The organism is Rhizobium vallis, from assembly GCF_003985155.1.
Lineage (GTDB): Bacteria > Pseudomonadota > Alphaproteobacteria > Rhizobiales > Rhizobiaceae > Rhizobium > Rhizobium vallis.
Window position 1 is genome coordinate 233,676 of sequence record NZ_ML133694.1, and the last position, 26,464, is coordinate 260,139.

Genomic DNA, 26,464 nt, shown 5'->3' on the forward strand with positions numbered 1-26,464 from the left:
ACTTTTGCTGGAATTGCTCAGGATTACGCCGGGGGATGAACCCGGCGGACATGTTTCAGGGTGTCCGAGGCATAAGCAATGGCGATTTCAGCGAAGTCCAGATCGAGACACGTGCTCATCGGCGCGGCGTACACTGACGGCAGCCTGAACGACAACATTCCCGGCATGCATCCCGGCCACGAGTTGTCCGACCTTCGCAACGTGCTGCGCCAGCCCGCCGGCGAGACGGTGATCCACTATACGCGTTTTTCGCAGATATCTTCCTTTCCCGACCATCCGGAAACCGAGCCGGTCGCACCCGTTTCCGCGCCGCCGATGGATGCGGCGGTGGAAAAGCAGGAAGACGGGAAGATGCCGGTGCGGCGACGGGTGTTGCTGACCTGCGTTGGTTCGCTAATTTTTCACGCGGCGTTGGCTGCAGTGCTGATCATGGCCTTCCCGAAGACCCCCGAGGAGGCGGTCGAGGAAGCCGGTGAAGCGGTCAGCGTCGTGATGTACGGCAACTCCGACGTCGACCAGACCGCTGCCGGCGAAACCGAGGTGAGCGTGCAGGAAGAGATCATTCCAGAGGCTGTCGAGCCGGATACGATCCAGCCGACCGAAACGGCCAGCGTTCAACCGGAAGCCTTTCAGCCGACCGAGATCTCACCGGTCGAGACGCAGGACCCGATACAGCAAACTCTCGCTCCTGTGCTGACGCGCATCTCGCCGGAATCCGTGGCGGCCGTCGAGCCGGAGGTTCTGGTTTCCGAAGCGCCGGCTGAAACTGCCGTTGCACAGCCGATGTCGACCGTCGTTCCGGAGGAGCAGACGCCCGCCGATGAAATTCCCCCGGACGTGCAACCGTCGCAGACGCCGCCTGTCGCCGCAGCCGCGCCCGAAGTGGTGAAACCGGTCAAGGCGGCAGAGGTCCAGCCGGAACCGGACGCGCCGAAGGAAAGGACGCCGATGCCGAAGCCGAAAGCGGTGGTGCAGGAAAAGCCGAAGCCGGTTGAAAAGAAGCGCCCTCCGAAAAAGGCTTCGGGTTCGCAAGGCGAGGCGCAGCAGGATTCCGTGAAGGGCGTTGCCGAGGGGGACCGGTCGGTTCAATCGGATCGCAACTCGCGCACCGCCGGCAACAATGATGGAGTCGGAACTGCAGCCCTTGCCAATTACGACGGGAAGGTGCGCAGCCGCATTCGCCGTGCGATCAGAAGTCCTCGTGGTGTCAAGGGAACCGTGGTCGTCTCGTTTTCCGTGAATGGCAGCGGCGGCCTGACTTCCGTTCGCGTCGTCAGCGGGTCCGGCGTTGCCGAAATCGATCAGCTTGCCGTCAACGCCATCCGGCGGGCGGCGCCATTCGGCCCGACGCCAGGTGGCGATGGACGGAATTTTACCTCCTTGCCGATCGCCATCGAATAATATGATAAAAATTATCAACTTTATACTTTACTCTAAAAATCAGGTTTAATAAGGTCCGCTCGCACACGCAGGAATCGTGTGACGATCAACGAGCGAACGGGTGGTATATGGCTCGCAAGGGCAAGAAGGGATCGAACCGGGAGGCTCGCGATACCGCGGGTGAGGATGCCGATCAGACATCCGCCGGACGATCCAAACTGGATGGCCGCAGTTTCCTCTATGTCGGCGGCCGCGACTGCCAGGTGGCGCATCTTCGCCAGATCTGCAGCAATTTCGGCGCCGAGCTCATTCATCACGACGGTGGCCTGCGCGAAGCGGTCTCGCGCATCGATACCGTCCTTCCCTCGGTCGACTGCGTGTTCTGCCCGATCGACTGTATCAGCCACGATGCCTGCCTGCGCGTGAAGACCGGCTGCAAGAAATTCGGCAAGGCCTTCATCCCGCTTCGCAACGGCAGCAAATCAAGCCTGGAGCGTGCGCTGCAGACGATGAACGAACGAGACACTTCCCGATGAACGACGACGGCTTTACCATGATCGGCCTGCACAAGCTCGCCGCGCAGACGGGCGAGGGCCTCGTGCCCGAGCTCTACGAACTCTTCCAGAGCCATGTCGAACGCCAGCAGATCTACCAGAATGTGACGCTGTTTCCGACCTGGGAGGCCCGCATGCCCGGAGAAACCGCAACAAGATCGCTTGGCCCGGCGGCGGCAAACGGCAATAATATCCTTGCCTTTCCCTCGCGTGCGGCAAAGAGGAAGGCGTAAGGAGGCTTCATGTATATCGCAATGAACCGCTTCAAGGTTTCAACCGGGAGCGAAGGTGATTTCGAGACGGTCTGGCGCAATCGCGATTCCAGCCTGGCCGAGGTGCCCGGCTTCGTCGAATTCCGCCTGCTGCGCGGCAAGGTCAACGAAGAGGAGGGTTATACGCTCTATTCCTCGCACACGGTCTGGAGCAGCGAAGCGGATTTTCAGAACTGGACGAAATCCGAGAGCTTTCGCGCAGCGCACCGCAATGCCGGCGACCGCAAGGCGATGTACAAGGGACCGCCGGTTTTCGAGGGTTTTAATGTGGTTGATGGGATTTAACTGCGGTTGATGTGGCGTGACTTAGCTCTTGGCTGAAATCTTCATTTTGTTCGGCCTGGCCCCACGCGCACCCTCATTCCTGTGCTCGTCACAGGAATCCAGCTACGGCGCGTCTGCGCCGTGAATGAATCAATACCGTGGGGAAGAGTCTTTTGCGCCCAAGGACTTGGGCGCGCTGGATTCCTGTGACAGGCACAGGAATGAGGGAGGAGAGGGCTTGAACCGTCAGCAAAAGCTCTCTCAAGCCCTGACGCGAAACACCGCGCCCGCCGCCACCGCCAGCCAGCCCAGCATCATCGCCCAGCCGCCGGTCGGCGCGGCATAGGGGAAGAGGCCGGAGCCGGTAAAGCGGAGCGTGACGAGGTCGCCGGCAAAGAGAGATGTTCCCAAGATCATCAGGAAACCGGCCAGCCAGGCGGTTTTGAGCCTGGCGGCGCCGAGCGCCAATGCCAGCAGGGCAGGGGCGTGCGCTAGGCACATGGTGGATGCGGATGCTGCCAGATTGGCCTCACCCCCGCCATGGGCGGCAAGGGCGGCAAGCGCTACGCCGGCGACGCCGAACAGGCCGGCAAAGAGATAGAGCACCGGCTCTATGCGCGTGTTCAGGCTCATCGTCATTCCTTGTTCTGCATGTGATAGGCGAGGCGCTCGACCGGCGCCCAGATGAGATCGCGCAGCGCCTGGCTCGATATCGTCTCGTCAAGGGCGCGGCGGAAGCAGAGCAGCCATTCGTCGCGCTCGACCGGGCCGATCTCGGCGACGAAATGGCGGCTGCGCAGGCGGGGATGGCCGCGCTTGTCGGTATAGAGCGGCGGGCCGCCGAGATAACCGGTCATATATTCGTAGAATTTCTCTTCGCTGCCTTCGAGGCTCGGCGGATGCACGGCACGCACGTTGCTTGCCTCCGGCAGCGTGTCCATCAGCGCGTAGAAGCGATGCGTCAGCGCCCGCACGGCGGCATCGCCGCCGATTGCCTCATAGAGTGTAGTGACCTTCTCCGTCACGAAACCATCCCCAATGCCATTCCAGCCCCGCTCCTTCATGCACCTCAGTGAAAATGATCGCAACTGTCATCAAGGTGCCGCGGCATTTCGCCCATAATGCCGGCACAGCAAGGGATTGTATCGATTCTTCTTGACAAAACCGTCCGGACGGTATCTTTATTATTTTATGTCGAACGCTCATCACCGCAAGAAACAACCCGCTCTCGTGCGCCAGCAGTTGCTGGAGGTCGCGGCGCGTCTTGCAGCCAGCCAAGGCATGGCCGCCGTCACGCTCGATGCGGTCTCCGCCGCCTCCAGCGTCAGCAAGGGCGGGCTGCTGCATCACTTCCCGACGAAGAATGCGCTGCTCGATGCCTTGTTCGAGAGCCTGCTTGAAAAGTTCGATGCCGATATCGAGGAATTGATGCGCGGCGATCCCGTGCCGCAGGGCCGCTTCACCCGCGCCTATCTCCGGGCAGTGTCCGGCCTCAAGGATCGTCCCGACGATTCCAGGAGCTGGACGCAGGTGACGATTGCGCTTCTCGCCGAGCCGCGGCTGCGTCTTCGCTGGCGCCAATGGGTGCAGGCGCGGGCCGAGGAGTATATCGGCACCGACAGCTCACTCGATGCGCAGATCGTGCGTTTCGCCGCCGATGGGCTGTGGTTCGCAGATACGTTGGAAAGCCATGATATCAGCGGCGCTCTGAGGCGGGATCTCATCAATCGCCTTGTCGAGCTGACCGGGAAGTAATCGAGAAGGAATTCGCCATGAGCCAGGCTGCCATCTATGGGCTGCTCGTTGCAGCCATCGTGCTCGAGGTCATCGGCACGACTGCGCTGCAACTGTCGCAGCAGTTCACCCGCATCGGGCCGACGGCACTCGTCGTCGCCTGCTATGCAGCAGCCTTCTATTGCCTGTCGCTCACTCTCAAGAGCATCCCCGTCGGGATCGCCTATGCGATTTGGAGCGCTTTGGGAATCGTGCTGATTTCGTCTGTCGGCCTGATCTTCTTCAAACAGCGCCTCGACCTGCCGGCAATCGTCGGTCTCGGGCTGATTATCTCCGGCGTCGTCGTGGTCAATCTGTTCTCGAAGTCCGTTTCCCATTGATTTTGCAGGGATATTGCAGAAATTTTTCTCTGGCTGCCGCCGGAAAAAATTCCCCTTTGTCAAATTCCTGACAAAGGTCTATGAGTTCCTCTGACGTGGCGGAGACGAGGCGCAGCCGGCGCCATCTTCCAAAGCGCTTTGAATCCTGCCTTCCCGCCTATCGATAGTTCCAGCTTCCAGAGGAGCAAGCATCATGGCCATACGCACCGTCGTCTGGGGAGAGAATATCCACGAGAATACCAATGAGATCGTTCGCGGCATCTATCCCGAGGGCATGCACACGACGATCGCCGATGCCTTGAACAGCGATCCCGATATCTCCGCGACCACGGCGACGCTGCAGGAGCCCGAGCATGGGCTGAGCGAGGCCCGCCTTGATGAAACCGACGTGCTGACCTGGTGGGGCCACAAGGATCACGGCGCGGTATCCGACGTCGTCGTCGAGCGCGTCGCCAAGCGCGTCTGGGAGGGCATGGGCCTGCTGGTGCTGCATTCCGGCCATTTCTCCAAGATCTTCAAGCGGCTGATGGGCACACCCTGCGCGTTGAAATGGCGCGAGGCGGGCGAGCGCGAGCGGCTGTGGACGATCAATCCGCGCCATCCGATCGCCGCCGGCATCGGCGAGCATTTCGAGCTGGAGAACGAGGAAATGTATGGCGAGCAGTTCTCGGTGCCGGAGCCGCTGGAAACGGTGTTCATCTCCTGGTTCCAGGGCGGGGAAGTGTTCCGCTCGGGCCTGACCTGGCGCCGCGGCGCCGGCAACATCTTCTATTTCCGCCCCGGCCACGAGACCTATCCCACCTATCACGACGCCAATGTCCAGAAGGTGCTGATCAATGGCGTCAAGTGGGCCTATAACCCTCAAGGGTCGTTGACCAGCATTACCGACGCTCCAAATGTGCCGGTAGAAAAGGCACTGGAGCCGATCGTCGAACGCGGCCCGAAACTGCACCAGGCCGGCGAAGCCGGTTACCGCTGAGGAGCATCCATGCGACTACTCGTTCTTGGCACGGGCGTGATGGCGAAAAACCAGCTCACCCACTTCAGCAAAATCGACGGCGTGACGGTGGTCGGCGCCGTCGACACCGATCCCGACCGGCTTTCCGCCTTTGCCGACAAGTTCAACATTGAAAAGCGGTTTCTCTCGCTGGATGAGGCGATCGCCTGGGGTGAATTCGATGCGGCGACCAACATTACGCCCGATCGCATTCACCACCCGACGACGCTGGCGTTGATCGCCGCCGGCAAGCATGTGCTCTGCGAAAAGCCGCTGGCGGAAAACTATCCGAAGGCGCTGGAGATGACGGAAGCTGCGGAAAAGGCCGGCGTCATCAACATGGTGAACCTCACCTATCGTAACGTTGCGCCGCTGCAGCGTGCCCGCGAGATGGTGCTGTCAGGCGAACTCGGCACGATCAAGCATGTGGAGGCCTCCTATCTCCAGAGCTGGCTCGTCTCGCGCGCCTGGGGCGATTGGCGCACGGAATCGACCTGGCTGTGGCGGCTTTCCACCGGTCACGGCTCGAACGGCGTGCTCGGCGATGTCGGCATTCATATTCTCGATTTCGCCGCCTATGGCGCCGCCACCGACATCGACCATGTCTTTGCGCGGCTGAAGACCTTCAACAAGGCGCCGGGCGGCCAGATCGGCGAATATATGCTCGATGCCAATGACAGCTTCACCATGTCCGTCGATTTCGCCAACGGCGCGCTGGGCGTCATTCATGCCAGCCGCTGGGCGACGGGCCATCTGAACGAGTTGAAGCTGCGCATCTATGGCGAGAGGGGCAGCCTCGAAGTCATCCATCGTCCGGTCGGATCCGAACTGCGCGGCTGCCTCGGCGACGATGTCGAGACCGCCACCTGGAAGGAGATCGAGGTGCCGCCGGTTCCGACCAACTACCAGCGCTTCGCCGAGGCGGTGGCAAGCGGCATCCAGCCCGATCCAAACTTCCGCCACGCCGCCAACCTGCAGAAGGTGCTCGATCTCGCTATGGAGACCGAGCGCGAGCGGCGCGAGCTGAAGGTTTGATCCAGCGGATTGCTTGCCGATAGAGGCGCTGCCGCAGAGGTTAGTGCTGCCGCAAGCGCACGAAAAAAGGCCCCGCCGAAGCGGGGCCTGAGTTGGCCGAGCCGCCGCAAGTGGTCTCGGCCGCTTGTTTATTCAATCACCTGCACGACGCGGTGGGTGCGGGGTTCAACAATCACGTGGCGATTGTTGATAACCGTGTAGGCATATTTCGGATTGTCCGGCACCGGCGTCACGACGACATCAGCCGGAAGCGGCTTGCCGACGACGATCGGCTGCTCGACGACCACGCGGGAGGTCGGGGCGGGCTGCTGTTGAACGTAAGTGACGACCTCGCGCGGCGGCGGATCGATCACGGCACCGGCGACACCGCCGGCTACGCCGCCGATGGCAGCACCTACGGGACCACCGACGATTGCGCCGGTGATGGCGCCGCCGGCAGCGCCGGTCACGGCTCCATCAGCCAGGGCGTTGGTTGCAAATGACGACAGCGCAAGGGCGCTGGAGACAAGTAGGATCTTGTACATTTTGCTTCTCCTTTGCTGGGGTTGCGTTTGGGTAACGACCGCGCCAGTCCGAGGTTCCGGCAGGAGAATCACGCTTTGGAAGCCCGGTTCACATTATGTGAGGTGGCCGAAGCGCTCGCGGGAAAGGCCTTATTCCAGCCGCCGGCGGAAGAGCCAGGCGGCGGCGGTGAGCGTGAAGGCGGCGATCAGCGCCAGCGGGATCGTCTGGTTCACGACCTCGCTCAAGGGGATATCCTTCAAGAAAACGCCTTTGACGATCACCAGGAAATAGCGCAGCGGGTTGATGAGGGTGATCGGCTGCAGCCAGCTGGGCATGTTCTCGATCGGCGTCGCAAAGCCCGAGAGCAGCATGGCCGGGACCATGAACAGGAAGGCGCCGAGGATCGCCTGCTGCTGCGTCATCGACAGCGCCGAGATGAAGAGGCCGAGACCGGCCACCGAGCCCAAATAGAAGATCGCGCTGCCATAAAGGAGGAAGAGCGAGCCGCGCAGCGGCACCTCGAAGAGGAAGACGGCAGCCAGGATATAGACGGTGATGTGGAAGAGGCCGATCATCATCGGCGGGATCAGCTTGCCGATCAGGATTTCGTGCATGCGCAGCGGCGAGACCATCAACTGGTCGAAGGTGCCGAGTTCGCGCTCGCGGGCGATCGACAGGGCTGTGACGATCAGGCCGATCAGCAGCGCGATGCTGGCGATCAGGTTCGGCACCATGAACCATTGGTAGGTGAGGTTTGGGTTGAACCAGTTGCGGGGCACGGATGAGACCATGCCGGTGCCGGAGCGCTTGCCCGCCGGCGTCTCGGCGGCAAGCGACGCGCCGATCTGCGAGAGGTAACCCGCGACGATCTGCGAGGCGTTGGAGCGGCGGCCGTCGAGCACGACCTGCAGGTCGGCCGGCGTTCCCGCCTCGATATTGCGCGAAAACTCCGGGCCGATCTCGACGGCGGCGATGACGGTCTGGTTATCGATCGCCACCTGGACTTCGGCCTGACTGGCGGCGATTTCGATGTTGCGGAAGGTCGGCGAGCCGTGGATACGCTCGATCAGTTCCTGGCTCCAATGGCCGCTGTCGCGGTTGAGGATCATCACGTCGACATTGCGGACCTCAAGCGTCGCAGCATAGGAGAAGACGAGAAGCTGGACGATCGGCGGGCCTATCAGGATGGCGCGGCCCTTGGGATCGCGCAGCACGGCGAGCAGTTCCTTGACGATCAGGGCGTAGAGCCTTGTCCACATCTCAGCCGATCCTCTTTCTTGTGCTGCGGGCGGCAAGCATGAACATGATGGCGCCGATCGTCAGCATGACGGAGATCGCCCGGCCGAACATCGGCCAGATGTCGCCGGCGAGGAACACCGTCTGCAGGCTGGGGATCAGGTAACGCGCCGGCACGATGAAGGTGATCCACTGGATGACCTCGGGCATGGAGTTGATCTCGAAAAGAAAGCCCGACAGCAGGAAGGCCGGCAGGAAGGCAGAGATCAGCGCCAGCTGCGATGCGAGGAACTGGTTCTTCGTCGCCGTCGAGATCAACAGGCCCTGGCCGAGCGCCGGGATCAGAAAGGCGGCCGACAAAGCGTAGAGGGCCGCGACCGAACCGCGGAACGGCACGCCGAAGAGAAAGACCGCCAGCAGCACACAGAGCGTCATGGAGGTGAGGCCGAGCAGGAAGTAGGGCAGGATCTTGCCGGCGAGCAGCTCGACCGCCGTCACCGGCGTCGCCATCATCGCTTCCATGGTGCCGCGCTCCCATTCGCGGGCGACGACGAGCGAGGTCAGCAGCGTGCCGACCAGAGTCATGACGATGGCGATCGAGCCCGGCACGAGGAAATTACGGCTAGTCAGCTCCGGATTGAACCAGAAGCGCTGCTCGACCGAGATGGCGGGGCTGTGGGAGGCGACGTCCGCCTGCCTTTGCCGCTCCCAGTTGGCAACGGCGCCTTGCGCGTAGTTCTGCACGAAATTTGCCGTGTTCGGGTCGGAACCGTCGACGATCACCTGGATCAAGGGATGGTTGGCGGCGGTGTAGCGGGTGGTGAAATCGGCCGGGATGACGACGATGCCGCGCACCCTGCCGAGCACGAGATCTTCCTCGAACAGGCGCCGGTCGCGGCCGATCACCACGTCGAAATAACGCGAGGCCTGGAAACTGGCCGCGAGGTCCTGCGTCAGCGGCGTCATCTCTTCGGTCACAAGGCCGATACGGGTGCGGGTGGTATCGAGGGAAACGCCGTAGCCGAAGAGAAAGAGCAGGATCAGAGGCAGGACGAAGGCTATGAGGATGCTGCTCGGATCGCGGATCGCCTGGAAGCTTTCCTTGCGCACGAGGGCTGAGAGACGCCGAAGCCGGCTGGAAGAGGCGTTCATGCGGCATTCTCCGCTTCCGATTGCTGGACCAGGGCGATGAAAGCATCCTCCATCGTCGGGTCCGGCTGCTCTTTCGTCGCGACCCGGGCTTTCAACTCATCAGGCGAACCGAGCGCGATCGAGCGGCCGCGATAGATCAGCGAGATGCGGTCGCAATATTCCGCCTCGTCCATGAAATGGGTTGTGACGAGCACGGTGACGCCTTTTTCCACAAGTGCATTGATATGCGTCCAGAACTCGCGCCGGGTGATCGGATCGACGCCCGATGTCGGCTCGTCCAGGAAGAGGGCGCGCGGTTCGTGCATGACGGCGCAGGCAAGCGCCAGGCGCTGCTTGAGGCCGAGCGGCAGATCCTTGGCGGCTTTGCGGGCGTGGTGGCCGAAATCGAAAATGCCGGTCATCAGGTCGATGCGCTCGCGCCGGCGCTGCCCGCGAAGGCCATAGACGCCGGCGAAGAATTCGAGGTTCTGCATGACGGTGAGATCGCCATAGAGCGAGAATTTCTGCGCCATGTAGCCGAGCTGGTTGCGGGCTTCGGCGGCATCGCGGCGCAAATCGAAGCCGGCGACGCGGCCCTCGCCGCCGGTCGGTTTCAACAGGCCGCAGAGCATCTTGAAGGTGGTGGATTTGCCGGCACCATTCGGGCCGAGCAGGCCGAAAATCTCGCCGCGGCGGATATCGAAGCTGATGTCGGCGGCGGCGGTGAAATCGCCGAAGCGCTTGGTCAGCCCCTTGGCCTCGATCACCGGCCGGTCGCCCGCGGCCTTAAGCGGCGCCTGCGCCTCGGCAAGCCTGGAGCGGCCGCCGGGACCGCCGCCCAGCATATCGACGAAGGCGTCCTCGAAGCGGGGCGGGGCAGGGGCAAGGGCTGCGCCGTCACCGGCTTTGGCAATGTCAGGTTTCTTGTCTCTGGCTGCGACCAGACGGATCGCCTCGCCCTGGATCACGCCGTCGATGACGCCGTCGGCCTCAAGGAGTTCGGCAAGCACCTGCCGGCGGCGGCCGGTGACGCCGGATACCCTGAAGACCCGGTCGTCGACGCGCTCGGTCATCTCCATCGGCTTGCCCGAGAAGAGCAGTTTTCCCTGATTGAGCAGCAGCACGTGGTCGCAGGCCTCCGCCTCGTCCAGATAGGCGGTCGACCACAGCACGCCGATGCCTTCCCTCGTCAGATTCTCGACCATCTTCCAGAGGTCGCGGCGCGAGATCGGATCGACGCCGACGCCCGGCTCGTCGAGCAGCAGCAAGCGCGGCTTCTTCAGAAGCGCGCAGGCAAGGCCGAGCTTCTGCTTCATGCCGCCGGAAAGCTTCCCGGCGAGCCTGCCGGTGAAACGCTTGAGGTCGGTGAAGGTCAGCAACTCGTCGAAGGCGGCCGCGCGTTCGCTCTTCGGCAGGCCGCGCAGATCGGCATAGAGATCGAGGTTTTCCTGTACCGACAGGTCCTCATAGAGGCCGAAGCGCTGCGGCATGTAGCCGATCGCCGCCTGGATGCCGGCGGCATTCTTCCTGGTGTCGAAACCGAGAACCTCCATTGTTCCAGCGTCCGGCAGCATCAGGCCGGTCATCAGGCGGATCAGCGTCGTCTTGCCGGCGCCGTCGGGGCCGACGAGGCCGGTGATCGCACCGCCGCCGATGGTCCCTGAGACGGCATCAAGAGCGGGTGGCGCATCACCGAAGCGCTTGGTGACGCCGTCGATCCGGACGAGCGCCTTGTCGTCCAAACCTGTCGGGGGGGCGGTTTCGGCGGCGTTCATCGTCCGCCTGCCGTCGGTGCGGAAAGCCGCACAGTGACCGGCATGCCCTGGCGCAGATCCGGGCCGGGCTTGTCGATGACGATCCTGAGGCGATAGACGAGGTCGGTCCTGAGCTCCGGCGTTTCCACCGATTTCGGGGTGAATTCGGCGACCGGCGAAATGAAGCCGATCGTGCCTTCATAGGGCTTATCCGGCGCCGTATCGGAGGCGACGGATACCTTCATGCCGGGATGGATGCGGCCGAGATCCGGTTCGGCGACATAGCTGCGCACCCAGACGGGCTCGGCCAGAGACAGTACGAAAACGGTATCGGCCGGCGAGACGATCGCGCCGTTCTCCCGCACCCGGGAGAGAATGACGCCGTCGTTCGGGGCGCGCAGCTCCGTATCGGCGAGCGAGGTGCGGGCCGAGGCGAGCGTTGCTTCGGCCGCCTTCACCTGTGCGTCGGCTGCGGCGATATCCTCCGCGCGCGAACCCTCCTCAAGCAGCTTCAGCGCCTCGTTGGCGGACTGGGAGCGTGCGGCGGCCATCGCCTTTGCGGCGGTCGCCTGATCGAGACTTGCCTCGGAAATCGTGCCTTGCGGACGAAGCTGGCGGGCGCGGTCATAGGCAAGGTTGGCATTCTGGAGATCGGCGAGGCTTTCGTCATAGGCGGCGCGGGCCTGGGCGATCTCCGTCGGGCGCGGGCCGGCTTTCAGCTTGTCGAGCGTTGCGCGAAGAGCCGCGGCATTGGCCTCGCCGGAGCGGACGGCGAATTCATAAGGTGCGGCGTCGAGCTTCGCCAGGACCGTTCCGCTTTTGACGACATCGCCTTCATCTACGCCGAGTTCGGAGAGGCGACCGCTGACGCGAAAGCCGAGCGAGACCTGGCGGATATCGACATTGCCATAAAGGACGAATTCGTTGCGGGCTTCCGGCAACCAGCCGAGCTTTTCGGGCAGGCCGTACCACCAGGCGGCGGCACCTGCCGCCACGAGGAGAAGAATGGCGAGGGGAAGGATGCGTTTCATGCCGCACCTCCTTTCGACGGGCCGATGACATCGACCAGTTCGGCGGCGAGGCCGCGCAACAGTTCCACCTGTTTCGGGCCGAAAGTATCCCATTCCATCTGGGCGAGAACGGCCGCACGGGCGAAGCGGAAGATGAGGATGCTGCCGACGAGATTGAATGTGCGCAGGCGCACATGCTCGGACGTCGGGTCCTCGCCAAGAATGGCGCCGACCAGGCGCCGGCCCATTTCGATCATTGGCCGCATGATGCCCTGATAGACGCGCTTGAAAGCCTCGGTCGGCTCCATCTGCTCGCGGATCAGGAAGCGCGCCCAGGGCTCGGATTCCTTGGCGACGAAGAGCGTCACCATGGTCTGGAGAACTTCGGTCAGGAGGAGGCGGGCGTCGGCTTCGCCAAGCGGCTTGCCGGCCGCGTCGAGGGCCATGAGATGTGCGCCGATGCGCGCCCTCATGCCGCTGACATGCGTGTCGATCCGCATCATCAGATATTCGGCGGTGGCGATGTAGAGGCCTTCTTTGCTGCCGAAATAATAGGGGATTGCCTGCAGGTTGACGCCGGCCGCTTCGGTCAGTTGGCGCGTCGAGGCGCCGTCGAATCCGTAGCGTCCGAAGACGTCGAGAGCGGCGGTCAGCATCTTCTGGCGCGCGGCTTCGGCGCGGGCGGAGCCCGGTGGGGTTTGATTGTCATGTTGCTGGGTCATGACGGTTTTATAACATCAATCGCAAAATCAGTCAATCGATTGATATATTCGGCCGCGAGGAAATGTGGCGAACGAAAAAGAGGGCGTCCGTTGTCCGGAGGCCCTCTCTTCAATCGGCCGATGCTGCAACTCAGAGACCGAGGAAATAATTCCGGCTCGACGGGCCTTGGGCGGGAGCGAACCACCGGCCCTGCCAGCTGGCCTTGGTGTTGAGGAAACCACCCCCGGAATCCGCCTTCGGCGGCAAGCCTGTCTTAATCAGCGACTGGCGCAGCTCTTCCTGCAGCTTGGCGCGCAGGACGTAGTGGTCATAGACGTCGAGGATGTGGATCGCATAGGCGACGGCGAGCGATTGGTTGCCGCGAACGATCAGCAGGTTCTCGTCGTTCTGATAGGAGGCCTTGTAACCGAGATTATGGCTGCCTGTGATGACGGTGCAATTGTCGGGGTGGAGCGGATCGATGACGATGATCTTGTCGTGGATGATCGCATGGCCAGCGCTCAGCAATTCGGGACGGAGATCGCCGAACTGGGTAGAGATCGCCGCCGCCCGCACCATGACGACGCGACCGTCATCGCCGCCCGGCCACCAGATCGCCCGCTCGGGCAGATCCTTGGTCGTGCCGTCCGGCCGCGTATAGGTCGTGGGTTCGCCGGGTTTTGCCGGCGGCAGGGCCGCCGGATTGCTGATTGCGCCCTGGACGAGCAGATCCGGCCGCGTGGCGGCAGCTTCAGCCGCCTGGCCGATGACGTTCTGTTCGCCGCGCACGCCGGGATAGAAGGTAAGGAACAGGATGGCGCTGTCGGCATGTTCCATCAGCGAATAGACGCGACTCAGGTCGACGGGCGTCGGCGAGGTCTTGTTTTTGGTCGGCGCCTTGGTATTGGGCGAAAACAGGATTTCGACGGTGGTCTTGCCGTCCTTCAGCGTCATCGGCACCGCCGGCGCGGCATTCGCCTGGCGTAACACCGTGCCTTGAACGCCTTTGCTCGCCGCGAAACCTTCGGCGGTCTCGCCGTGGTTGGAAACGGTCAGAGGCACGCCGACAGGCTGCGGATCGTCCCGCAAAAGCTTCCAATAGGCGAGGAAGCGAGCCGCGACATTCTCGTCTTCGATCAGGATGACATTGTTCGACTGGGTGCAGAGGCCGGTTTCCGTCCAGTTGGTGCTGCCGGTCATCACCGTGCGGGCGACGCCGCCTTCGACATAGACGGCGAATTTATTGTGGCCGATATGGCTGTTGTTGTTGAAAAGGCGATCCTGCACACGATCTGCCGAGGGTGCGACGGCATGAAGGCCGACGCGGGCGTCGTGGTTGCCGGTATCCCAGACAACAGGCTTCCTTGGCGGCGGGTCGCCGTCCTTGTTGAGGTCTGTCGAGCCCGAGGTGGAGAGGATCACATGCGCCTTGCCTGTTTTGACGAGCGCCGTCAGCCGCTCAATCAACTCGGGATCGTGCAATTCGTAGAGCGCGAGATAAAGTTCGCCATTTCCCTTCTCGGCGCGATCAATCAGCATCGTCAGGAAGCTCAGCACGTCGGCGGTCAGGAACAGGCGGATCGGATCGTTCTTTTTGGGGATATGCGCCTTCAGCGTCTTCAGCAGGCCTTCGGTGACGCGCGTCGCCGGACCTGGCGCAACATTCTTCGGCTTCACGCCCTGCACCTTCTCCAACTGGCGCACCAGGTTCTGCGTCGACAGAATGCCGTTGGTATAGGTTGCCTTGATGGCGCCACCGCTGGGGAAATCATGAGTGACGTCAATGCTGTCGGTCTTGAAGGGTTGATCCAGAATGAAAAGCGGCCGCTGCGCGCCTTGGTAACGCGGCTTGCCGTTTTCGTCGCGAAAGGGGGCGGTGGCAGAGACGGGGACCTGCGTCCGGCCGGGGCCGGCAAGACCGACCGGCGTAATCTCGTAATGGATCCTGAAATCGATCGGCCGCACACTCGCTTCATCGCGGGAGCGGCGCAGCGTCAGGTCGCGCCACTGATATTGCTGGATCGGCCAGACCGAACTGTCCTGTTCCAGCCAGTCGGGATTCGACTGGTCCGTGAAGGCGATCCAGGTCGGCAGAATGCGCCGGGCGCCGGCTTCCGGTCCGGTTTCGTGAACGCGGGTAATCATGAAGCCGAGACAATCGGCAATCGGGCCGTCAGCCGTCCAGGCGAGGTAGGCAACCTCGCCATTGCACCATGCGCCCGCCTTGGTAATCCTTCCCATGCACGCCTCCCATGTGTTGATGCCCTGACCATGATTGCGTCCGCCGTAAAGCGCGCATGCGCCTGATATGCCGTCCTTGCAGGCGGCAATTGCCTTGCGGGCATGCTGGCCTCTACCCGACTCTATCGTCGGTTGCGCGCCTCTCAATACATATAGGCAGACGATACTAAAGTAACGTGACATCCGTCACCGGGCGTGCATGATCTCTCGCGATTTGACCGATATCGGCCAAGATTGGGCGCCCGGCGGCTTGGTGCGGATGGAAGACAAGGCAAAGAGCTCCGTGGGGAACGGACCTCTGAGGGTTCTCGGGGTGGGAAGAGGCACCAAGCCTTGGGGTCGGCTGCTAACAGGCAGCAGATGCAATATCGCTAATTTTGACGATACTAACGTGTCCGAGCAGGTTACTACGGGGCAGAAATCCTGCCATTTTTTCTAGTTTAGCGGTCATTTTTTGACACAAAACTGCCTTTCTCTTTCCCTACCCCAAGGCTGATGCGTATCCAAATCTATATCATCGCGTTCCTGCTGAGCGCCATTATGTGGTCGATCTCTTTCGATGCGGCCCGGGAATCCTATCATGCCGCGCAGAGCGCGGGATTGATGCCGAACCTGCACATCAACAAGAAGCTGGATCGCATTCTTTAGAGTGCGATGCGGCCTCCGTTGATCGACATTTCACCGATGCCGCGGCGTCAACCTCCGAGGCTGACGATCGCGTTTTTGCCTGCGCGACCGGAGATCCGGGACAGAAAGTCAAATTTCGTAAAATTTGAACGATCGGCTTAAAAGCCCTGCAAATACTGACGTGTAGAGTGTTCTCATGAAAGCGGCCGAAGCGTGGACAGACGCCTCGATCGCTTGGAGCCGGGCGAAGCGAAGCCCGCAGATCCGAGAACGGGGACTTCGACATGCAGAAAACTCTTGCCGCCATCGCCTTGAGCCTGACCATCACCGCGGCTGCCAGCCCGGCCTTCGCGATGGGGCCCGCCAGCCTTGCCCGCGATCTGATGTACACTTCCGCCATCGGCCGCTCGCCCGAGGTTCCCTTGATGACGCGCGCCGGTTTCGTACGCCCAGGCGTTCCCCTCGTGCTGCGCAGCCCGGCTGCGGTCGAAGGCGAGGGCGAGATCAATGCCTATTCGAAGGGCCTGACGGTTGCCATCGACTATGTGATTTCGACGGCAATCGACGCAGTGCAGGCGGTCACGTTTCTCCGCTAAAGCGTGCACGCTTTAGCGTGACATGTTTTAGGTATTCAGTTCGCCGCGTACGTCGAGATACCACTCGACGAAGGCCCTGACGCCGACATCCAGTGTTGTATCAGGCTTATATCCCGTCAGCGCGACGAGCAGATCGGGGGCGGCGAAAGTGCGCGGCACATCGCCCTTCTGCATCGCCAGCATCTTGCGGATGGCAGGACGGCCGAGCGCCTTTTCCACCGTTTCGACGAAATCCATCAGGCTGACCGGCTGGCCGCCGCCAATATTGACGATGCGGAAGGGCGCCTGGCGCGACAGCGTTTCGACAGCCACGTTATCGAGACGATTTTCCTCAGCCGGGGGGATGGCCGACAACCGGACGATCGCTTCGATGAGATCGTCGATATAGGTGAAGTCACGGCTCATATTGCCTTCGCCGTAAATCTCGATCGGCTGGCCTTCGAGCATGTTCTTGGCGAATTTGAACAGTGCCATGTCGGGCCGGCCCCACGGGCCGTAGACGGTGAAGAAGCGGAAGGCCGTCGTCGGGATCTTGTGAAGATGGGCATAGCTGTGCGCCATCAGCTCCATCGATTTCTTCGTCGCGGCATAGATGGTCAGCGGCTCGTCTGCGCGGTCGGTCTCGTGGAAGGGGACGGTCGCATTGGCGCCGTAGATCGATGAGGTCGAGGCGAGCATCAGATGGCGGATTTCGACGCGCCGCGCGATTTCCATGATGTTCCACGAGCCTTCGACATTCGAATGGATATAGGCCTCGGGATTTTCCAGGCTGTAGCGCACGCCGGCCTGGGCGGCGAGGTGGATCAGGACGTCGGGCTTGGCGCCGAGAACGGCCGCTTCCAGCGCCGGCCGGTCCTCGAGCATCGCGATGACCGGTTTGAAGGCGGGAAACTGGGAGAGCGCGGCGTGGCGCATCTCCTTGAGCTTGACGTTGTAATAGGGAGTGAGGCCGTCAAAGCCCGTCACCTCATGCCCTTCCTGCAGCAGGCGCCTGGCTAGATGAAAACCGATGAAGCCGGCAGTGCCTGTAATGAAGTAGCGCATTCCCACCTTTTCTCGGCTCCTGCCGACGGCAAAGAGCCGATTCCGTATTACGTGACCTCACTTACAAGATAAGAAGAGGCCGAGTCGATAGGCCTTTGAAAGAGAAGGCCTGCAGCGGAGGGGCTGCCGCTGCCGGCCCGTCCGGCGCCAGTTTCCCAGGATGACGGCAAGGTCCTCGCTTGCGGACATTATGCTGCATTGCACCATCGCTGCCTGCATGTTATGGCCGGCCAGTCGTCTGCAAGCGGAACCGGGATCGATGAGAAACATAATTTATTGGATTCTCTCGGCCTTTGTGACCCTTGCCATTGCAATCGTGTCGCTGCGTTATGTCACGAACTTCTGGCTGCTGACCTTCGTGTACAGCTTCCAGATTCATCTGGGCGTCGTGTTCGTCGCCGCCAGCATCGTCATTCTCGCCGTCAGACGGCACGCCTACGGCTTTTTCCTGCTGCTTGTCTCGATTCTTCTCGTCGCTCACGGGTTCATCATGCTGCGCGAGTTTTCGGAAGGCGAGAGAGTGGCGGACGCACCGCCGATTTTCCGGCTGATGTCGTTCAATGTGGCGATCGACAATTGGAAAAACTCGACTGCCATCACCGACATGGTGATCGCTTCCAACGCCGATGTCGTCAATCTGCTCGAAGCCAAGCCGCTGACATTTCATCTGCAGCAACTGTTCAAGGCCTATCCCTACCATATCGGCTGCGACCACGGCAAAGACAGCTGCGATACGCTGGTGCTGTCCAAACGCCCGTTCGTGATGCGGCAGGTCGCCAGCATCGGCAGCCTGCGCAAAGACAGGCTGGTCATATCGAGCGTCGAGTTCGGCGGGCAAACCGTCAATCTGGTGTCGGCGCACCTGTCCAAACCCTATTTCGACGATTACCAGATGGGCGAATTGGAAGATCTCGGCAAGGCGCTTCGTCCGATCTCGGGGCCTCTGGTGCTGGCGGGTGATTTCAATTCGTCGGCGATTGCCCCGAGCATTCAGGGCTTCCTGCGCGAACAGAAGCTGAAGACGATCGCGCCCGAACCGGCCACATGGCCAAGCGGCGTCGGCGCGCTCGGGATCGCCATCGACCATATATTTGCGCGCGCGCCGCTCCACCTGACGTCGTTGAAGCGCCTCGAAGACAGCCTCGGCTCGAACCATTCCGGCCTGATCGCCGAATTCGTTCTCGATGGCAGCGGGAAAATTTCATCGGCGAACTGACCTTTCCCGAGCAGCAATCAGCCTCGGGACAAGGTCAGATCCGCATGGGCGATCAGAATTTCGTCCGGCCGCCCTTCTTGTCGATCATCTGAAAGTTCTTGCCGTCGGTTTTCACGCTGACGCAGTCGGTCGACTTGTCGGGAAACAGCACGCAGACCTGACCATTGTCGATCTTATAGCCGTTCTTGTTGCCCTCGCGATATTCGTAGCCGTTTTTGCCCTCTTTCAGCTCGGTCGAGCCCGGCAGGTGGTTACGAATTTCCGACTCGCTTGCAGCGCGCATGCTCGGATTTCCGGCAAAGGCCATTACCGGAAGCATGATCGAAAGAAAGCCGGCGAGGGCGGGCAGGGTACGCATCAGGGGACATCTCCTGTCAGGTCTGTCGGCACGTTCATTCTACGAGATTCCCGAGAGGGAATTCAACAGGGGCGGTGGCCATGCCGCAGCGGCGGGCCGTTCGGCCCGCCGTTTCAGCTGTCTGTCTCAGGTTCTTCCGAATTCGTCGACGATGCGGATGATGTCATCCTCGCCGAGATAGGAGCCGGTCTGCACCTCGATGAGTTCGAGGAGAATCTTGCCGGGATTGGCGAGGCGGTGGACTTCGCCGAGCGGGATATAGACGCTTTCGTTCTCACGCAGCATTCGCACGCTCTCGCCGACCGTCACCTCGGCCGTTCCCTTGACGACGATCCAGTGTTCCGAGCGGTGGTGGTGCTTCTGCAGCGAAAGCTTCTTGCCCGGCGTGACGAAGATGCGCTTTACCTGGAAACGGTCGCCGTTGAGGATCGATGTGTAGCCGCCCCAGGGGCGGTAGGATGTCGGGTGAGTTTCGGCAAATTTCGCGGTAGCGGAGGAAGAGGCCAGCACCTTGACCAATTGACCGACATTCTGGCTGTCTTTCAGCGGTCCGACATAGACGGCGTCCTCGCTGGCAATGACTGCGACATCGTCCATGCCCTGGACGGCCAGATGCACGCCATGGGTCATGACGAGCGAATTGCGGGTATTGACGACTGTTGTATTGGCTGCGGCGACATTGCCGTTGTCGTCGCGTTTGCCCGATTTCCAGACGGCGTCCCAGCTTCCCATATCCGACCACCGGAACGGTGAGGGGACAACGGCGGCCTTGGAGGTCTTCTCCATGATCGCATAGTCGATGGAGATGTCGGGGCACTTGGCGAAATGGTCGGCATCGAGGCGGGTAAAGTCGAGGTCGCGGGTTGCCTTGGAAACCGCTTTGCTTGCAGCCTTCAGCACGTCAGGCGCATATTCCTCCAGTTCGGCGATGAGTTCCGTCACCGGAAACATGAAGATGCCGGAGTTCCAGTAGAAGCCGCCGTCGGCAAGCATCTGCTCGGCTTTCTCAAGCGCAGGCTTCTCCACGAAGCGGCTGACCTTGTGGGCACCGTTTTTGAGCGCCTCGCCGATCTCGATATAGCCATAACCGGTCGCCGGCTCGGTCGGATTGATGCCGAAGGTGACGAGCTTGCCGTCGGCTGCGGCATCGCGGGCGATGCGGATACAATCGAAATAGCTCTTGTCGGCGAGGATCTCGTGATCCGAGGCGAGCATCTGAATGATCGTGTCCTTGCCGAAGAGTTCACCGGTCAGCGTCGCGGCGGCGGCGACAGCTGCCGCGGTGTTGCGGGCGACCGGCTCGAGCAGCACGGCGGCCAGCGGAATGGCAAGCTCGCGGGCCTGCTCGGCGACGAGGAAGCGGAAATCCTCATTGGTGACGACGATCGGAGCTTGATAAAGCGCGGAATCGGAAACGCGTTCGAGGGTTGCCTGAAACAGCGTCTTGTCGCCGACGAACTGGATGAATTGCTTCGGCGCGGTGGAACGGGAAAGCGGCCAGAGCCGCGTGCCTTTGCCGCCGGCCATGATCACGGGAACGATTTTCTGCGTCATAGGCGGTTTCCTCGAATTACGTGTTCGTCGCATGTTTATCGGGCACCTGCCCACTCTTTTATTCGGCCGAGCCCTGCCTTCAGCAGATCCAGCGCTGCGGTTTCGCTCTTGGACTCGACATAGCAGCGCATCTCCGGCGCATTGCCGGACGGGCGGAAATGGATGATTCCCCCGTCGCTCAGCGTCACCCGAAGGCCATCAATGTCGGATTTTGCCGCTACCTCGCCGATCGGCTGGAGGAAGGCGGAAAGATTTTCAGCTGAGGCGCGCAGATGCGCCATCAACGCCGCGCTCGTCTCGACGGGAAAATTCTCCAGACGGTCGGCTGCGGCAAAGGGAAGATGGTAGGAGGCTGATATGGCCGAAAGCGGCTCTCTGCGAATGGCGGAGAGCGACAGGATCGCCAGCATCGGGATAAAACAATCGCGTGTCGGCAAGGCGCGCACGTTGCGGCCGTTGATATCGAAAGGAGTTCCCGTCAGCAGGCCGCCATTGGCTTCGAAGCCCATGACGTGATCGCCGCCTGCGGCCACAGCCTCTTCCATGCCTGATATGACGAAGGGCGAACCGACGCGGGTGCGCCTGACGGCGAAGGAACCGGCTGCTTCGATTCCCGAATTGGAGGTGACGGGCGTCACGACAGTGCCGGCGCCGAGGAAATTGGCTGCGACGAGGCCGAGAAGATCGCCGCGCAGCGGCGTGCCGGTTTCGTCGGCGACCAGCGGGCGGTCACCGTCTCCATCGGTCGAGACGATCGCATCGAATTTGTGATCGGCAACCCAGCGCTTCATCAGCGCGATCGTCTCGTCGGAAACGGCTTCGGTGTCGACGGGAATGAAGCTTTCCGAACGGCCAAGAGGGGTGACCTCGGCGCCGTAATGGGCGAGGACGTCGACCAGGAGATCGCGGGCGACGGTGCTGTGCTGGTAGACGCCGATCTTCAGGCCGGAGAGCGCGCCTTGCGGCAGCAGGGCCGCGTTGCGCTCGAAAAACAGCTGCCGGCAGATCGCCTCACGCTCCTGCGTCTCCGCAGGGTCATGGACCACCGCTTCGCCGCTTCGCTCGATCTCGCCCGCCAAAGCGGTGATGGCTGCCTCATCCGATTTATCGATTTCGCCATCGGGGCGATAGAATTTGATGCCGTTGCGGTCCGCCGGGATGTGCGAGCCTGTGATCATCAGGCAGGCGGCGTTGCTTTCGAGGCCATAAAGGGCAAGGGCTGGTGTCGGCACGTTGCCGCAGTCAAAGATCCGGAAGCCAAGCGAGGCCAGCGCACCGGCGCAATTCCCGGAAATTTCAGGGCTCGAATCGCGAAAGTCGCGGCCGATCAGAATGACGTCGCCGGTCTGGGCCTTGCCGGTCTGCAGCAGGTATTTGCCGAACGCAGTCGCGTAGAGGGCGGAGGCGCGTCCCTTGAGATCGACTGAAAGTCCGCGAAGGCCGCTCGTGCCGAATTTCATATGAAGACATGGCTCCGATTACACGATCTAGTTTCTACTCAGGCCGTCTGCCGGCGTAAATACCGAAGGTCACATATAGTTAAACACGGACGACTGACTTTGGCGATCTTCTCCGCTGAATTCAGAGGCATAGACCCTTGCCCGGCTGACCGGCATTGCGGCGCCGGGCTATTTTGCTAGAAGCATGTGTCCGTTGTTTCGTCACATGCTGAGGGTTTGCCGATGAGCGATACGTCAGTCAGTCTCGAGGAGAGCTGGAAGGTTGCGCTGGAGGGGGAGTTTTCAAGCCCCTACATGCAGCAGCTCAAATCCTTTCTCGTCGCACAGAAGCAGGTCGGCAAGCAGATATTCCCCAAGGGCAGCGAATATTTCCGCGCGCTTGATCTGACGCCGGTCACCCAGGTCAAGGCGGTCATTCTCGGCCAGGACCCTTATCACGGCCTCGGGCAAGCGCATGGGTTGTGCTTCAGTGTCCGGCCGGGCGTGCGCATACCGCCCTCGCTCGTCAATATCTACAAGGAGATGGAGACCGATCTCGGCATCGCGCCGGCGCGGCACGGTTTTCTCGAACATTGGGCAAGGCAGGGTGTGCTGCTCTTGAACAGCGTGCTGACCGTCGAGGAGGGCCAAGCGGCGGCCCATCAGGGGAAGGGCTGGGAACGCTTTACCGATGCCGTCATCCGCAAGGTCAATGATGAATGCGAGACCGTCGTCTTCATTCTCTGGGGTTCTTATGCCCAGCGCAAGGCTGCCTTCGTCGACACCGCACGGCACCTGGTGCTCAAGGCGCCGCATCCCTCGCCGCTTTCGGCGCATAACGGCTTTTTTGGCTGCAAGCATTTTTCGAAGGCGAATGCCTTCCTGCAGTCGCACGGGCGCGAGCCGATCGACTGGCGGCTGCCGACTGATCCGCATAGCGGTTGAGTGAACGGCGATCGGCTCTCGTTCACTAAAACGAAACAATGCGTTTTGGTCTGCGGCTCTTTCCGAAGGGCCTGATAGCGAGCATTTATGATCCATCGAAAGCCCGCAGAGGCGGGCCAGAAAGGGGTCTCACATGCTCGGTCAGATCAAGGGTCTACACCACGTCACGTCGATGGCGGAGGACGCCCGCACCAACAACCAGTTTTTCACCAATGCGCTCGGCCTGCGCCGCGTCAAGAAGACGGTCAATTTCGACGCGCCTGATGTCTATCACCTCTATTATGGTGACGAGACCGGCGCGCCCGGCACGATCATGACCTATTTCCCGTTCCCGAAGATGGCGCAGGGCCGTCCCGGCACCGGCGAGGTCGGCACGACGGTGTTTTCCGTTCCGCAAGGCTCGCTCGGTTTCTGGAGCGACCGCTTCGCCACGCTCGGCGTCAGCGGCCTGAAGGCCGAGGAAAGCTTCGGCGAGAAGCGCCTGAATTTCTCCGGTCCCGATGGGGATGGTTTCGCGCTCGTCGAGGTCAAGGACGATGCCCGCCAGCCCTGGACGCATGGCGGCATCAGCGAGGACCACGCCATTCGCGGATTCCACTCCGTCGCCATGCGGTTGAGGGATGAGGGCGCAACGGCCGAACTGCTGAAGTTCATGGGCTACGAGGTTGCCGAGGAAAGGGACGGCGTCAAGCGGCTGATCAGGCCTGACGGCAACGGCGCGCATCTCATCGATCTCGAGACCATGCCGAATATTGCCCGCGCGCTTCCCGGCGCCGGCTCCGTCCACCATGTCGCCTTCGCCGTCGAAAACCGCGAAAAACAGCTCGAAGTCCGCAAGGCGCTGATGGATACGGGCTATCAGGTCACGCCGGTGATCGACCGCGATTATTTCTGGGCGATCTATTTCCGCACGCCCGGCGGCGTGCTGTTCGAGGTCGCGACCAATGAGCCCGGCTTCAACCGCGACGAGGATACCGCCCATCTCGGCGAAGCCCTGAAGCTGCCGCAGCAGCACGTCCATCTTCGCGCCCTGCTCGAGCAGCATCTGCAGCCGCTTGAAGGTTAAGGAGAAACGACATGACCGAAACTGGATATGTGCACCGGCTGCATGCCGGTGCACCTGGCAAACCGATACTTCTCGTGCTGCACGGCACCGGCGGCGATGAAAACCAGTTCTTCGAGTTCGGCCGACGCCTGCTGCCCGACGCGACGATCCTCTCGCCGCGCGGCGACGTCTCCGAATATGGCGCAGCGCGGTTCTTCCGCCGAACGGGGGAGGGGGTTTACGATATGCCCGACCTTTCACGCGCGACGGAGAAGATGGCGGCCTATGTCAGGGCGTTCGCCGGGGAATACCGGGCTTCCCATATTCTCGGCCTCGGCTTTTCGAATGGCGCAAACATCCTCGCCAATGTGCTGATCGAAAAAGGCATCTTCGACGCTGCGGTGCTGATGCATCCGCTCATTCCGTTTGAACCCGAAGCCCAGTCGGCGCTTGCCGGACGAAAGGTGCTGATAACGGCCGGGCAGCGGGACCCGATTGCACCCGTTCCGATGACCGAGGCGCTGTCGGAACATCTGAAAAACCGCGGGGCGGAGGTCAGAACGGTCTGGCATCCCGGCGGCCACGAGATTGCGCCGCTCGAGATCGATGCGGTCGGCGATTTCTTCGGTGATTATCGAGGCTGATTTGCGGGACCGGCATTTGCCGGTCCCGCATCCTTGCTCAAATGATGCTGCTGTCGTTACGGTCGACAGACTAGGGCATGATGTCGTGCGAAAACCACTGTCCGATTTTGCGCGACCTGCTTCAGGGACGGGGAGGATATTTGCCCCTGATTGCCTTCATATAAAAATTCCCCGGTGATTCCGCCATCGTCAAGCCGACGACAACCCCCTTGGGAACGCCTTCATATTCTCGTCTCTGACCGTTCGTCAGGTAGACCCGTAGATGCCGGCTGTCTTCGTCGTAGGCGATGGCCTCGATCATTTTCGAATCAACCGCAGTTTCCACTTTGCACCCCGCAATTTAGGATCTGAGATTTCTGTTCGCGAACGTCGTTAACGATCGCGACGCAGCATCTTTATGCGGTGCCACAGGAGCGTCAAGCATCATATGCTTAAACGTTCATTTTTTTGTGATGGCTATCGCTATGGTTGATTTATACATCTTTTTGGGAAGTCCAATCTGTGGAAATCCGACATAAGCGGGTTTTTCACCAGTAGCCGCTACAGGCGTGGATCAATCGAACATTGCGATATGCAGGCGGTTTAACGCGGGGTTAACCGTCCTAAATCAAAATATAGCGTCGTCCCAACCGTAAGTGTTCTCGCAGGTATGAATAATTACAGATCGTCGATCCTTGCGGCAGCAACTTTACCTTCAGCGGTGAGTTGTCTGAGCGGGCCTGACGACGCGGCTCGGCATAGCCATGACGCAGATTCGGCCGGTGAGTGGGTCAGATTCGGCAGCGAGCGCCTCAATCCAGAGACCGTGATCTCCAGCATTCGACAGCCGCTCACACGAATCAACGCTGCCTCGGCTCATCTCATCGTGGCGCGGGTGGCAAGGCAGATGGCGAAGGGTCATGCCGACAGCGGGTCAACTTCTTTTGACCGCCGGCGGGCCTTCTGCCTTTTCAGTGACAAACAAGAGATGGATCGTTCCGACAACCGGCATTCGGTCCGGTCTTATAAATGGATTCCATGTTCAACTATCTAGGGCCATTGCGACAACAGATACCGATGCTGGCCGGCAACCGTGGCAGGCGCGGGCGGCTGACATTTGCCGAGGGCGACTTCGCCGCGGTTTACGCGATGAGCGATATCCACGGATGTTATAACGAACTCGTCGAGGTGCATCGCCGCATCGAGGAGGATGGCGCGCGCATCCCCGGGCCGAAACTCATCCTTCTGCTCGGCGACTATGTCGATCGCGGTCCGGATTCGAGCGCGGTTCTGGAGTTTCTGTGCAAGGCGCCGCCGGCGGGATTCCAGCGTATTGCCCTTTGCGGCAATCACGATGCGGAACTGGTGAAGCTTTATCGCAAGCCGGCGCGCATTCTTGAATGGCTTGGTTTTGCCGGGTCGGAGACGCTGAATTCCTACGGCATCGACATCGAGCATCTGCTGCAGTCGGCGGCTGGAAACGAAACGATCGCGCGCCTCATACGCAATATGATACCCGAGCGGCATATCCAATTCCTGGAATCGCTGCCGATCATGCTGCGGATGGGAAGGGTCGTCTTCGTGCATGCGGGCGTCAAGCCGGGCATCGATCTCGACAAGCAGAAAGACAACGACCTGATGTGGATCCGCCAGCCCTTCCTGGAGGAAGGGCCGCAGCTTCCCGTCCTCGTGATTCACGGGCACACCCCGGCTCGTGTTCCGACATTCGGTCCGCAGCGCATCGGCATCGACACGGCGGTTTCGGCGACGGGTCGCCTGACCGTGTTGACGATCAAGGGGACCCGGGTCGGGATCCTTTAAAA

General features: G+C 61.4%; 29 protein-coding genes. 15 read left to right on the forward strand and 14 right to left on the reverse strand.

Features of this window, described 5'->3' with window-relative positions; genetic code table 11:
• Positions 1–78 precede the first annotated feature (78 nt).
• From EFQ99_RS23995 to hmuQ, 4 genes are all read left to right on the forward strand, one after another.
• On the forward strand, positions 79–1,401 hold the full coding sequence (locus tag EFQ99_RS23995; protein ID WP_126923702.1) for an energy transducer TonB family protein: 1,323 nt from the start codon (positions 79–81) through the stop codon (positions 1,399–1,401).
• Between the two features lie 107 nt (positions 1,402–1,508).
• Entirely contained in the window at positions 1,509–1,916 is a 408-nt protein-coding gene (locus EFQ99_RS24000) for a DUF2325 domain-containing protein (RefSeq protein WP_126923703.1), read from the forward strand.
• Positions 1,913–2,167 (forward strand): hypothetical protein, encoded by a 255-nt coding sequence (locus EFQ99_RS24005; protein WP_126923704.1) that lies wholly within the window; start codon positions 1,913–1,915, stop codon positions 2,165–2,167. Before EFQ99_RS24000 ends, EFQ99_RS24005 begins: the two co-directional genes overlap by 4 nt.
• A gap of 9 nt (positions 2,168–2,176) precedes the next feature.
• A complete protein-coding gene (gene hmuQ, locus EFQ99_RS24010; RefSeq protein WP_126923705.1) occupies positions 2,177–2,491 on the forward strand; it encodes a heme-degrading protein HmuQ in 315 nt (104 codons plus the stop codon).
• Between the two features lie 240 nt (positions 2,492–2,731).
• Here hmuQ and EFQ99_RS24015 read toward each other — a convergent pair whose 3' ends face one another.
• Together EFQ99_RS24015 and EFQ99_RS24020 are read right to left on the reverse strand one after the other, a co-directional pair.
• Complete coding sequence (locus tag EFQ99_RS24015; protein WP_126923706.1) at positions 2,732–3,103, reverse strand: DUF423 domain-containing protein; 372 nt, start codon at positions 3,101–3,103, stop codon at positions 2,732–2,734.
• 2 nt (positions 3,104–3,105) lie between these two features.
• Positions 3,106–3,495: a group II truncated hemoglobin gene (locus tag EFQ99_RS24020; protein WP_126923707.1), complete on the reverse strand. Its 390-nt coding sequence runs from the start codon at positions 3,493–3,495 to the stop codon at positions 3,106–3,108.
• Between the two features lie 166 nt (positions 3,496–3,661).
• Between EFQ99_RS24020 and EFQ99_RS24025 the strand changes: the two genes are divergently transcribed.
• From EFQ99_RS24025 to EFQ99_RS24040, 4 genes are all read left to right on the forward strand, one after another.
• The gene (locus tag EFQ99_RS24025) at positions 3,662–4,225 is read left to right on the forward strand and encodes a TetR/AcrR family transcriptional regulator (protein ID WP_126923708.1); all 564 of its coding nucleotides are present in this window, start codon (positions 3,662–3,664) and stop codon (positions 4,223–4,225) included.
• 17 nt (positions 4,226–4,242) lie between these two features.
• Positions 4,243–4,584, forward strand: a complete 342-nt coding sequence (locus EFQ99_RS24030) for a DMT family transporter (RefSeq protein ID WP_125845268.1) — start codon at positions 4,243–4,245, stop codon at positions 4,582–4,584.
• A gap of 193 nt (positions 4,585–4,777) precedes the next feature.
• The gene (locus tag EFQ99_RS24035; protein ID WP_126923709.1) at positions 4,778–5,563 is read left to right on the forward strand and encodes a ThuA domain-containing protein; all 786 of its coding nucleotides are present in this window, start codon (positions 4,778–4,780) and stop codon (positions 5,561–5,563) included.
• A 9-nt stretch (positions 5,564–5,572) separates the two neighbouring features.
• Positions 5,573–6,616, forward strand: coding sequence for a Gfo/Idh/MocA family protein (locus EFQ99_RS24040; RefSeq protein WP_126923710.1), 1,044 nt, complete (start codon positions 5,573–5,575; stop codon positions 6,614–6,616).
• 128 nt (positions 6,617–6,744) lie between these two features.
• Here the strand turns inward: EFQ99_RS24040 and EFQ99_RS24045 are convergent, their stop codons facing one another.
• The 7 genes from EFQ99_RS24045 to EFQ99_RS24075 all read right to left on the reverse strand — a co-directional run bounded on the left by EFQ99_RS24045 (position 6,745) and on the right by EFQ99_RS24075 (position 15,194).
• Positions 6,745–7,140: a DUF1236 domain-containing protein gene (locus EFQ99_RS24045; protein WP_126923711.1), complete on the reverse strand. Its 396-nt coding sequence runs from the start codon at positions 7,138–7,140 to the stop codon at positions 6,745–6,747.
• 129 nt (positions 7,141–7,269) lie between these two features.
• Positions 7,270–8,379, reverse strand: a complete 1,110-nt coding sequence (locus tag EFQ99_RS24050) for an ABC transporter permease (protein WP_126923712.1) — start codon at positions 8,377–8,379, stop codon at positions 7,270–7,272.
• 1 nt (position 8,380) lies between these two features.
• Positions 8,381–9,508 (reverse strand): ABC transporter permease, encoded by a 1,128-nt coding sequence (locus EFQ99_RS24055; protein WP_126923713.1) that lies wholly within the window; start codon positions 9,506–9,508, stop codon positions 8,381–8,383.
• Positions 9,505–11,262, reverse strand: coding sequence for an ATP-binding cassette domain-containing protein (locus EFQ99_RS24060; protein ID WP_126923714.1), 1,758 nt, complete (start codon positions 11,260–11,262; stop codon positions 9,505–9,507). Before EFQ99_RS24060 ends, EFQ99_RS24055 begins: the two co-directional genes overlap by 4 nt.
• Positions 11,259–12,272 carry a secretion protein HlyD gene (hlyD, locus tag EFQ99_RS24065; RefSeq protein ID WP_126923715.1) on the reverse strand — a complete coding sequence of 338 codons (1,014 nt, stop codon included), beginning with the start codon at positions 12,270–12,272 and terminating at the stop codon, positions 11,259–11,261. The genes EFQ99_RS24060 and hlyD overlap by 4 nt, the downstream gene beginning before the upstream one ends.
• On the reverse strand, positions 12,269–12,973 hold the full coding sequence (locus EFQ99_RS24070; protein WP_126923716.1) for a CerR family C-terminal domain-containing protein: 705 nt from the start codon (positions 12,971–12,973) through the stop codon (positions 12,269–12,271). Before EFQ99_RS24070 ends, hlyD begins: the two co-directional genes overlap by 4 nt.
• 130 nt (positions 12,974–13,103) lie before the next feature.
• Entirely contained in the window at positions 13,104–15,194 is a 2,091-nt protein-coding gene (locus tag EFQ99_RS24075; protein ID WP_126923717.1) for a phospholipase D-like domain-containing protein, read from the reverse strand.
• A gap of 495 nt (positions 15,195–15,689) precedes the next feature.
• Between EFQ99_RS24075 and EFQ99_RS35130 the strand changes: the two genes are divergently transcribed.
• Together EFQ99_RS35130 and EFQ99_RS24080 are read left to right on the forward strand one after the other, a co-directional pair.
• The gene (locus tag EFQ99_RS35130) at positions 15,690–15,842 is read left to right on the forward strand and encodes a hypothetical protein (protein ID WP_008535956.1); all 153 of its coding nucleotides are present in this window, start codon (positions 15,690–15,692) and stop codon (positions 15,840–15,842) included.
• Between the two features lie 263 nt (positions 15,843–16,105).
• Positions 16,106–16,417: a hypothetical protein gene (locus EFQ99_RS24080; RefSeq protein WP_126923718.1), complete on the forward strand. Its 312-nt coding sequence runs from the start codon at positions 16,106–16,108 to the stop codon at positions 16,415–16,417.
• Between the two features lie 27 nt (positions 16,418–16,444).
• Here the strand turns inward: EFQ99_RS24080 and EFQ99_RS24085 are convergent, their stop codons facing one another.
• A complete protein-coding gene (locus tag EFQ99_RS24085) occupies positions 16,445–17,461 on the reverse strand; it encodes an NAD-dependent epimerase (RefSeq protein ID WP_126923719.1) in 1,017 nt (338 codons plus the stop codon).
• A 259-nt stretch (positions 17,462–17,720) separates the two neighbouring features.
• On the opposite strand from EFQ99_RS24085, the gene EFQ99_RS24090 reads away from it, so the two are divergent.
• On the forward strand, positions 17,721–18,677 hold the full coding sequence (locus EFQ99_RS24090) for an endonuclease/exonuclease/phosphatase family protein (RefSeq protein WP_126923720.1): 957 nt from the start codon (positions 17,721–17,723) through the stop codon (positions 18,675–18,677).
• A gap of 52 nt (positions 18,678–18,729) precedes the next feature.
• Here the strand turns inward: EFQ99_RS24090 and EFQ99_RS24095 are convergent, their stop codons facing one another.
• The 3 genes from EFQ99_RS24095 to EFQ99_RS24105 form a co-directional block, all read right to left on the reverse strand.
• Positions 18,730–19,035, reverse strand: coding sequence for a hypothetical protein (locus EFQ99_RS24095; protein WP_126923721.1), 306 nt, complete (start codon positions 19,033–19,035; stop codon positions 18,730–18,732).
• Between the two features lie 126 nt (positions 19,036–19,161).
• Positions 19,162–20,589 carry a mannose-1-phosphate guanylyltransferase/mannose-6-phosphate isomerase gene (locus EFQ99_RS24100; protein ID WP_126923722.1) on the reverse strand — a complete coding sequence of 476 codons (1,428 nt, stop codon included), beginning with the start codon at positions 20,587–20,589 and terminating at the stop codon, positions 19,162–19,164.
• Positions 20,590–20,624: 35 nt separating this feature from the next.
• Positions 20,625–22,049: a phosphomannomutase gene (locus tag EFQ99_RS24105; protein ID WP_126923723.1), complete on the reverse strand. Its 1,425-nt coding sequence runs from the start codon at positions 22,047–22,049 to the stop codon at positions 20,625–20,627.
• Between the two features lie 222 nt (positions 22,050–22,271).
• On the opposite strand from EFQ99_RS24105, the gene ung reads away from it, so the two are divergent.
• From ung to EFQ99_RS24120, 3 genes are all read left to right on the forward strand, one after another.
• Entirely contained in the window at positions 22,272–22,973 is a 702-nt protein-coding gene (ung, locus tag EFQ99_RS24110) for a uracil-DNA glycosylase (protein WP_126923724.1), read from the forward strand.
• 133 nt (positions 22,974–23,106) lie between these two features.
• Positions 23,107–24,039: a VOC family protein gene (locus tag EFQ99_RS24115; protein WP_126923725.1), complete on the forward strand. Its 933-nt coding sequence runs from the start codon at positions 23,107–23,109 to the stop codon at positions 24,037–24,039.
• Between the two features lie 11 nt (positions 24,040–24,050).
• Positions 24,051–24,662, forward strand: a complete 612-nt coding sequence (locus EFQ99_RS24120) for an alpha/beta hydrolase (RefSeq protein ID WP_126923726.1) — start codon at positions 24,051–24,053, stop codon at positions 24,660–24,662.
• A gap of 121 nt (positions 24,663–24,783) precedes the next feature.
• On the opposite strand, the gene EFQ99_RS24125 is transcribed toward EFQ99_RS24120, so the two are convergent.
• A complete protein-coding gene (locus tag EFQ99_RS24125) occupies positions 24,784–25,002 on the reverse strand; it encodes a KTSC domain-containing protein (protein ID WP_245441574.1) in 219 nt (72 codons plus the stop codon).
• Between the two features lie 668 nt (positions 25,003–25,670).
• Between EFQ99_RS24125 and EFQ99_RS24130 the strand changes: the two genes are divergently transcribed.
• Positions 25,671–26,462, forward strand: coding sequence for a metallophosphoesterase (locus EFQ99_RS24130; protein ID WP_126923728.1), 792 nt, complete (start codon positions 25,671–25,673; stop codon positions 26,460–26,462).
• The last annotated feature ends 2 nt before the right edge of the window (positions 26,463–26,464 follow it).

Bases quoted from the DNA above. Each gene is read 5' to 3' on its own strand.
- EFQ99_RS24015 (WP_126923706.1), bottom strand. From the start codon at position 3,103: ATGAGCCTGAACACGCGCATAGAGCCGGTGCTCTATCTCTTTGCCGGC.
- EFQ99_RS24060 (WP_126923714.1), bottom strand. From the start codon at position 11,262: ATGAACGCCGCCGAAACCGCCCCCCCGACAGGTTTGGACGACAAGGCG.
- EFQ99_RS23995 (WP_126923702.1), top strand. From the start codon at position 79: ATGGCGATTTCAGCGAAGTCCAGATCGAGACACGTGCTCATCGGCGCG.
- EFQ99_RS24035 (WP_126923709.1), top strand. From the start codon at position 4,778: ATGGCCATACGCACCGTCGTCTGGGGAGAGAATATCCACGAGAATACC.
- EFQ99_RS24040 (WP_126923710.1), top strand. From the start codon at position 5,573: ATGCGACTACTCGTTCTTGGCACGGGCGTGATGGCGAAAAACCAGCTC.
- ung (WP_126923724.1), top strand. From the start codon at position 22,272: ATGAGCGATACGTCAGTCAGTCTCGAGGAGAGCTGGAAGGTTGCGCTG.
- EFQ99_RS24050 (WP_126923712.1), bottom strand. From the start codon at position 8,379: ATGTGGACAAGGCTCTACGCCCTGATCGTCAAGGAACTGCTCGCCGTG.
- EFQ99_RS24075 (WP_126923717.1), bottom strand. From the start codon at position 15,194: ATGGGAAGGATTACCAAGGCGGGCGCATGGTGCAATGGCGAGGTTGCC.
- EFQ99_RS24105 (WP_126923723.1), bottom strand. From the start codon at position 22,049: ATGAAATTCGGCACGAGCGGCCTTCGCGGACTTTCAGTCGATCTCAAG.
- EFQ99_RS24090 (WP_126923720.1), top strand. From the start codon at position 17,721: ATGAGAAACATAATTTATTGGATTCTCTCGGCCTTTGTGACCCTTGCC.
- EFQ99_RS24120 (WP_126923726.1), top strand. From the start codon at position 24,051: ATGACCGAAACTGGATATGTGCACCGGCTGCATGCCGGTGCACCTGGC.
- hmuQ (WP_126923705.1), top strand. From the start codon at position 2,177: ATGTATATCGCAATGAACCGCTTCAAGGTTTCAACCGGGAGCGAAGGT.
- EFQ99_RS35130 (WP_008535956.1), top strand. From the start codon at position 15,690: ATGCGTATCCAAATCTATATCATCGCGTTCCTGCTGAGCGCCATTATG.
- EFQ99_RS24100 (WP_126923722.1), bottom strand. From the start codon at position 20,589: ATGACGCAGAAAATCGTTCCCGTGATCATGGCCGGCGGCAAAGGCACG.
- EFQ99_RS24045 (WP_126923711.1), bottom strand. From the start codon at position 7,140: ATGTACAAGATCCTACTTGTCTCCAGCGCCCTTGCGCTGTCGTCATTT.
- EFQ99_RS24085 (WP_126923719.1), bottom strand. From the start codon at position 17,461: ATGCGCTACTTCATTACAGGCACTGCCGGCTTCATCGGTTTTCATCTA.
- EFQ99_RS24080 (WP_126923718.1), top strand. From the start codon at position 16,106: ATGCAGAAAACTCTTGCCGCCATCGCCTTGAGCCTGACCATCACCGCG.
- EFQ99_RS24130 (WP_126923728.1), top strand. From the start codon at position 25,671: ATGGATTCCATGTTCAACTATCTAGGGCCATTGCGACAACAGATACCG.
- hlyD (WP_126923715.1), bottom strand. From the start codon at position 12,272: ATGAAACGCATCCTTCCCCTCGCCATTCTTCTCCTCGTGGCGGCAGGT.
- EFQ99_RS24000 (WP_126923703.1), top strand. From the start codon at position 1,509: ATGGCTCGCAAGGGCAAGAAGGGATCGAACCGGGAGGCTCGCGATACC.
- EFQ99_RS24030 (WP_125845268.1), top strand. From the start codon at position 4,243: ATGAGCCAGGCTGCCATCTATGGGCTGCTCGTTGCAGCCATCGTGCTC.
- EFQ99_RS24115 (WP_126923725.1), top strand. From the start codon at position 23,107: ATGCTCGGTCAGATCAAGGGTCTACACCACGTCACGTCGATGGCGGAG.
- EFQ99_RS24070 (WP_126923716.1), bottom strand. From the start codon at position 12,973: ATGACCCAGCAACATGACAATCAAACCCCACCGGGCTCCGCCCGCGCC.
- EFQ99_RS24055 (WP_126923713.1), bottom strand. From the start codon at position 9,508: ATGAACGCCTCTTCCAGCCGGCTTCGGCGTCTCTCAGCCCTCGTGCGC.
- EFQ99_RS24095 (WP_126923721.1), bottom strand. From the start codon at position 19,035: ATGCGTACCCTGCCCGCCCTCGCCGGCTTTCTTTCGATCATGCTTCCG.
- EFQ99_RS24005 (WP_126923704.1), top strand. From the start codon at position 1,913: ATGAACGACGACGGCTTTACCATGATCGGCCTGCACAAGCTCGCCGCG.
- EFQ99_RS24025 (WP_126923708.1), top strand. From the start codon at position 3,662: ATGTCGAACGCTCATCACCGCAAGAAACAACCCGCTCTCGTGCGCCAG.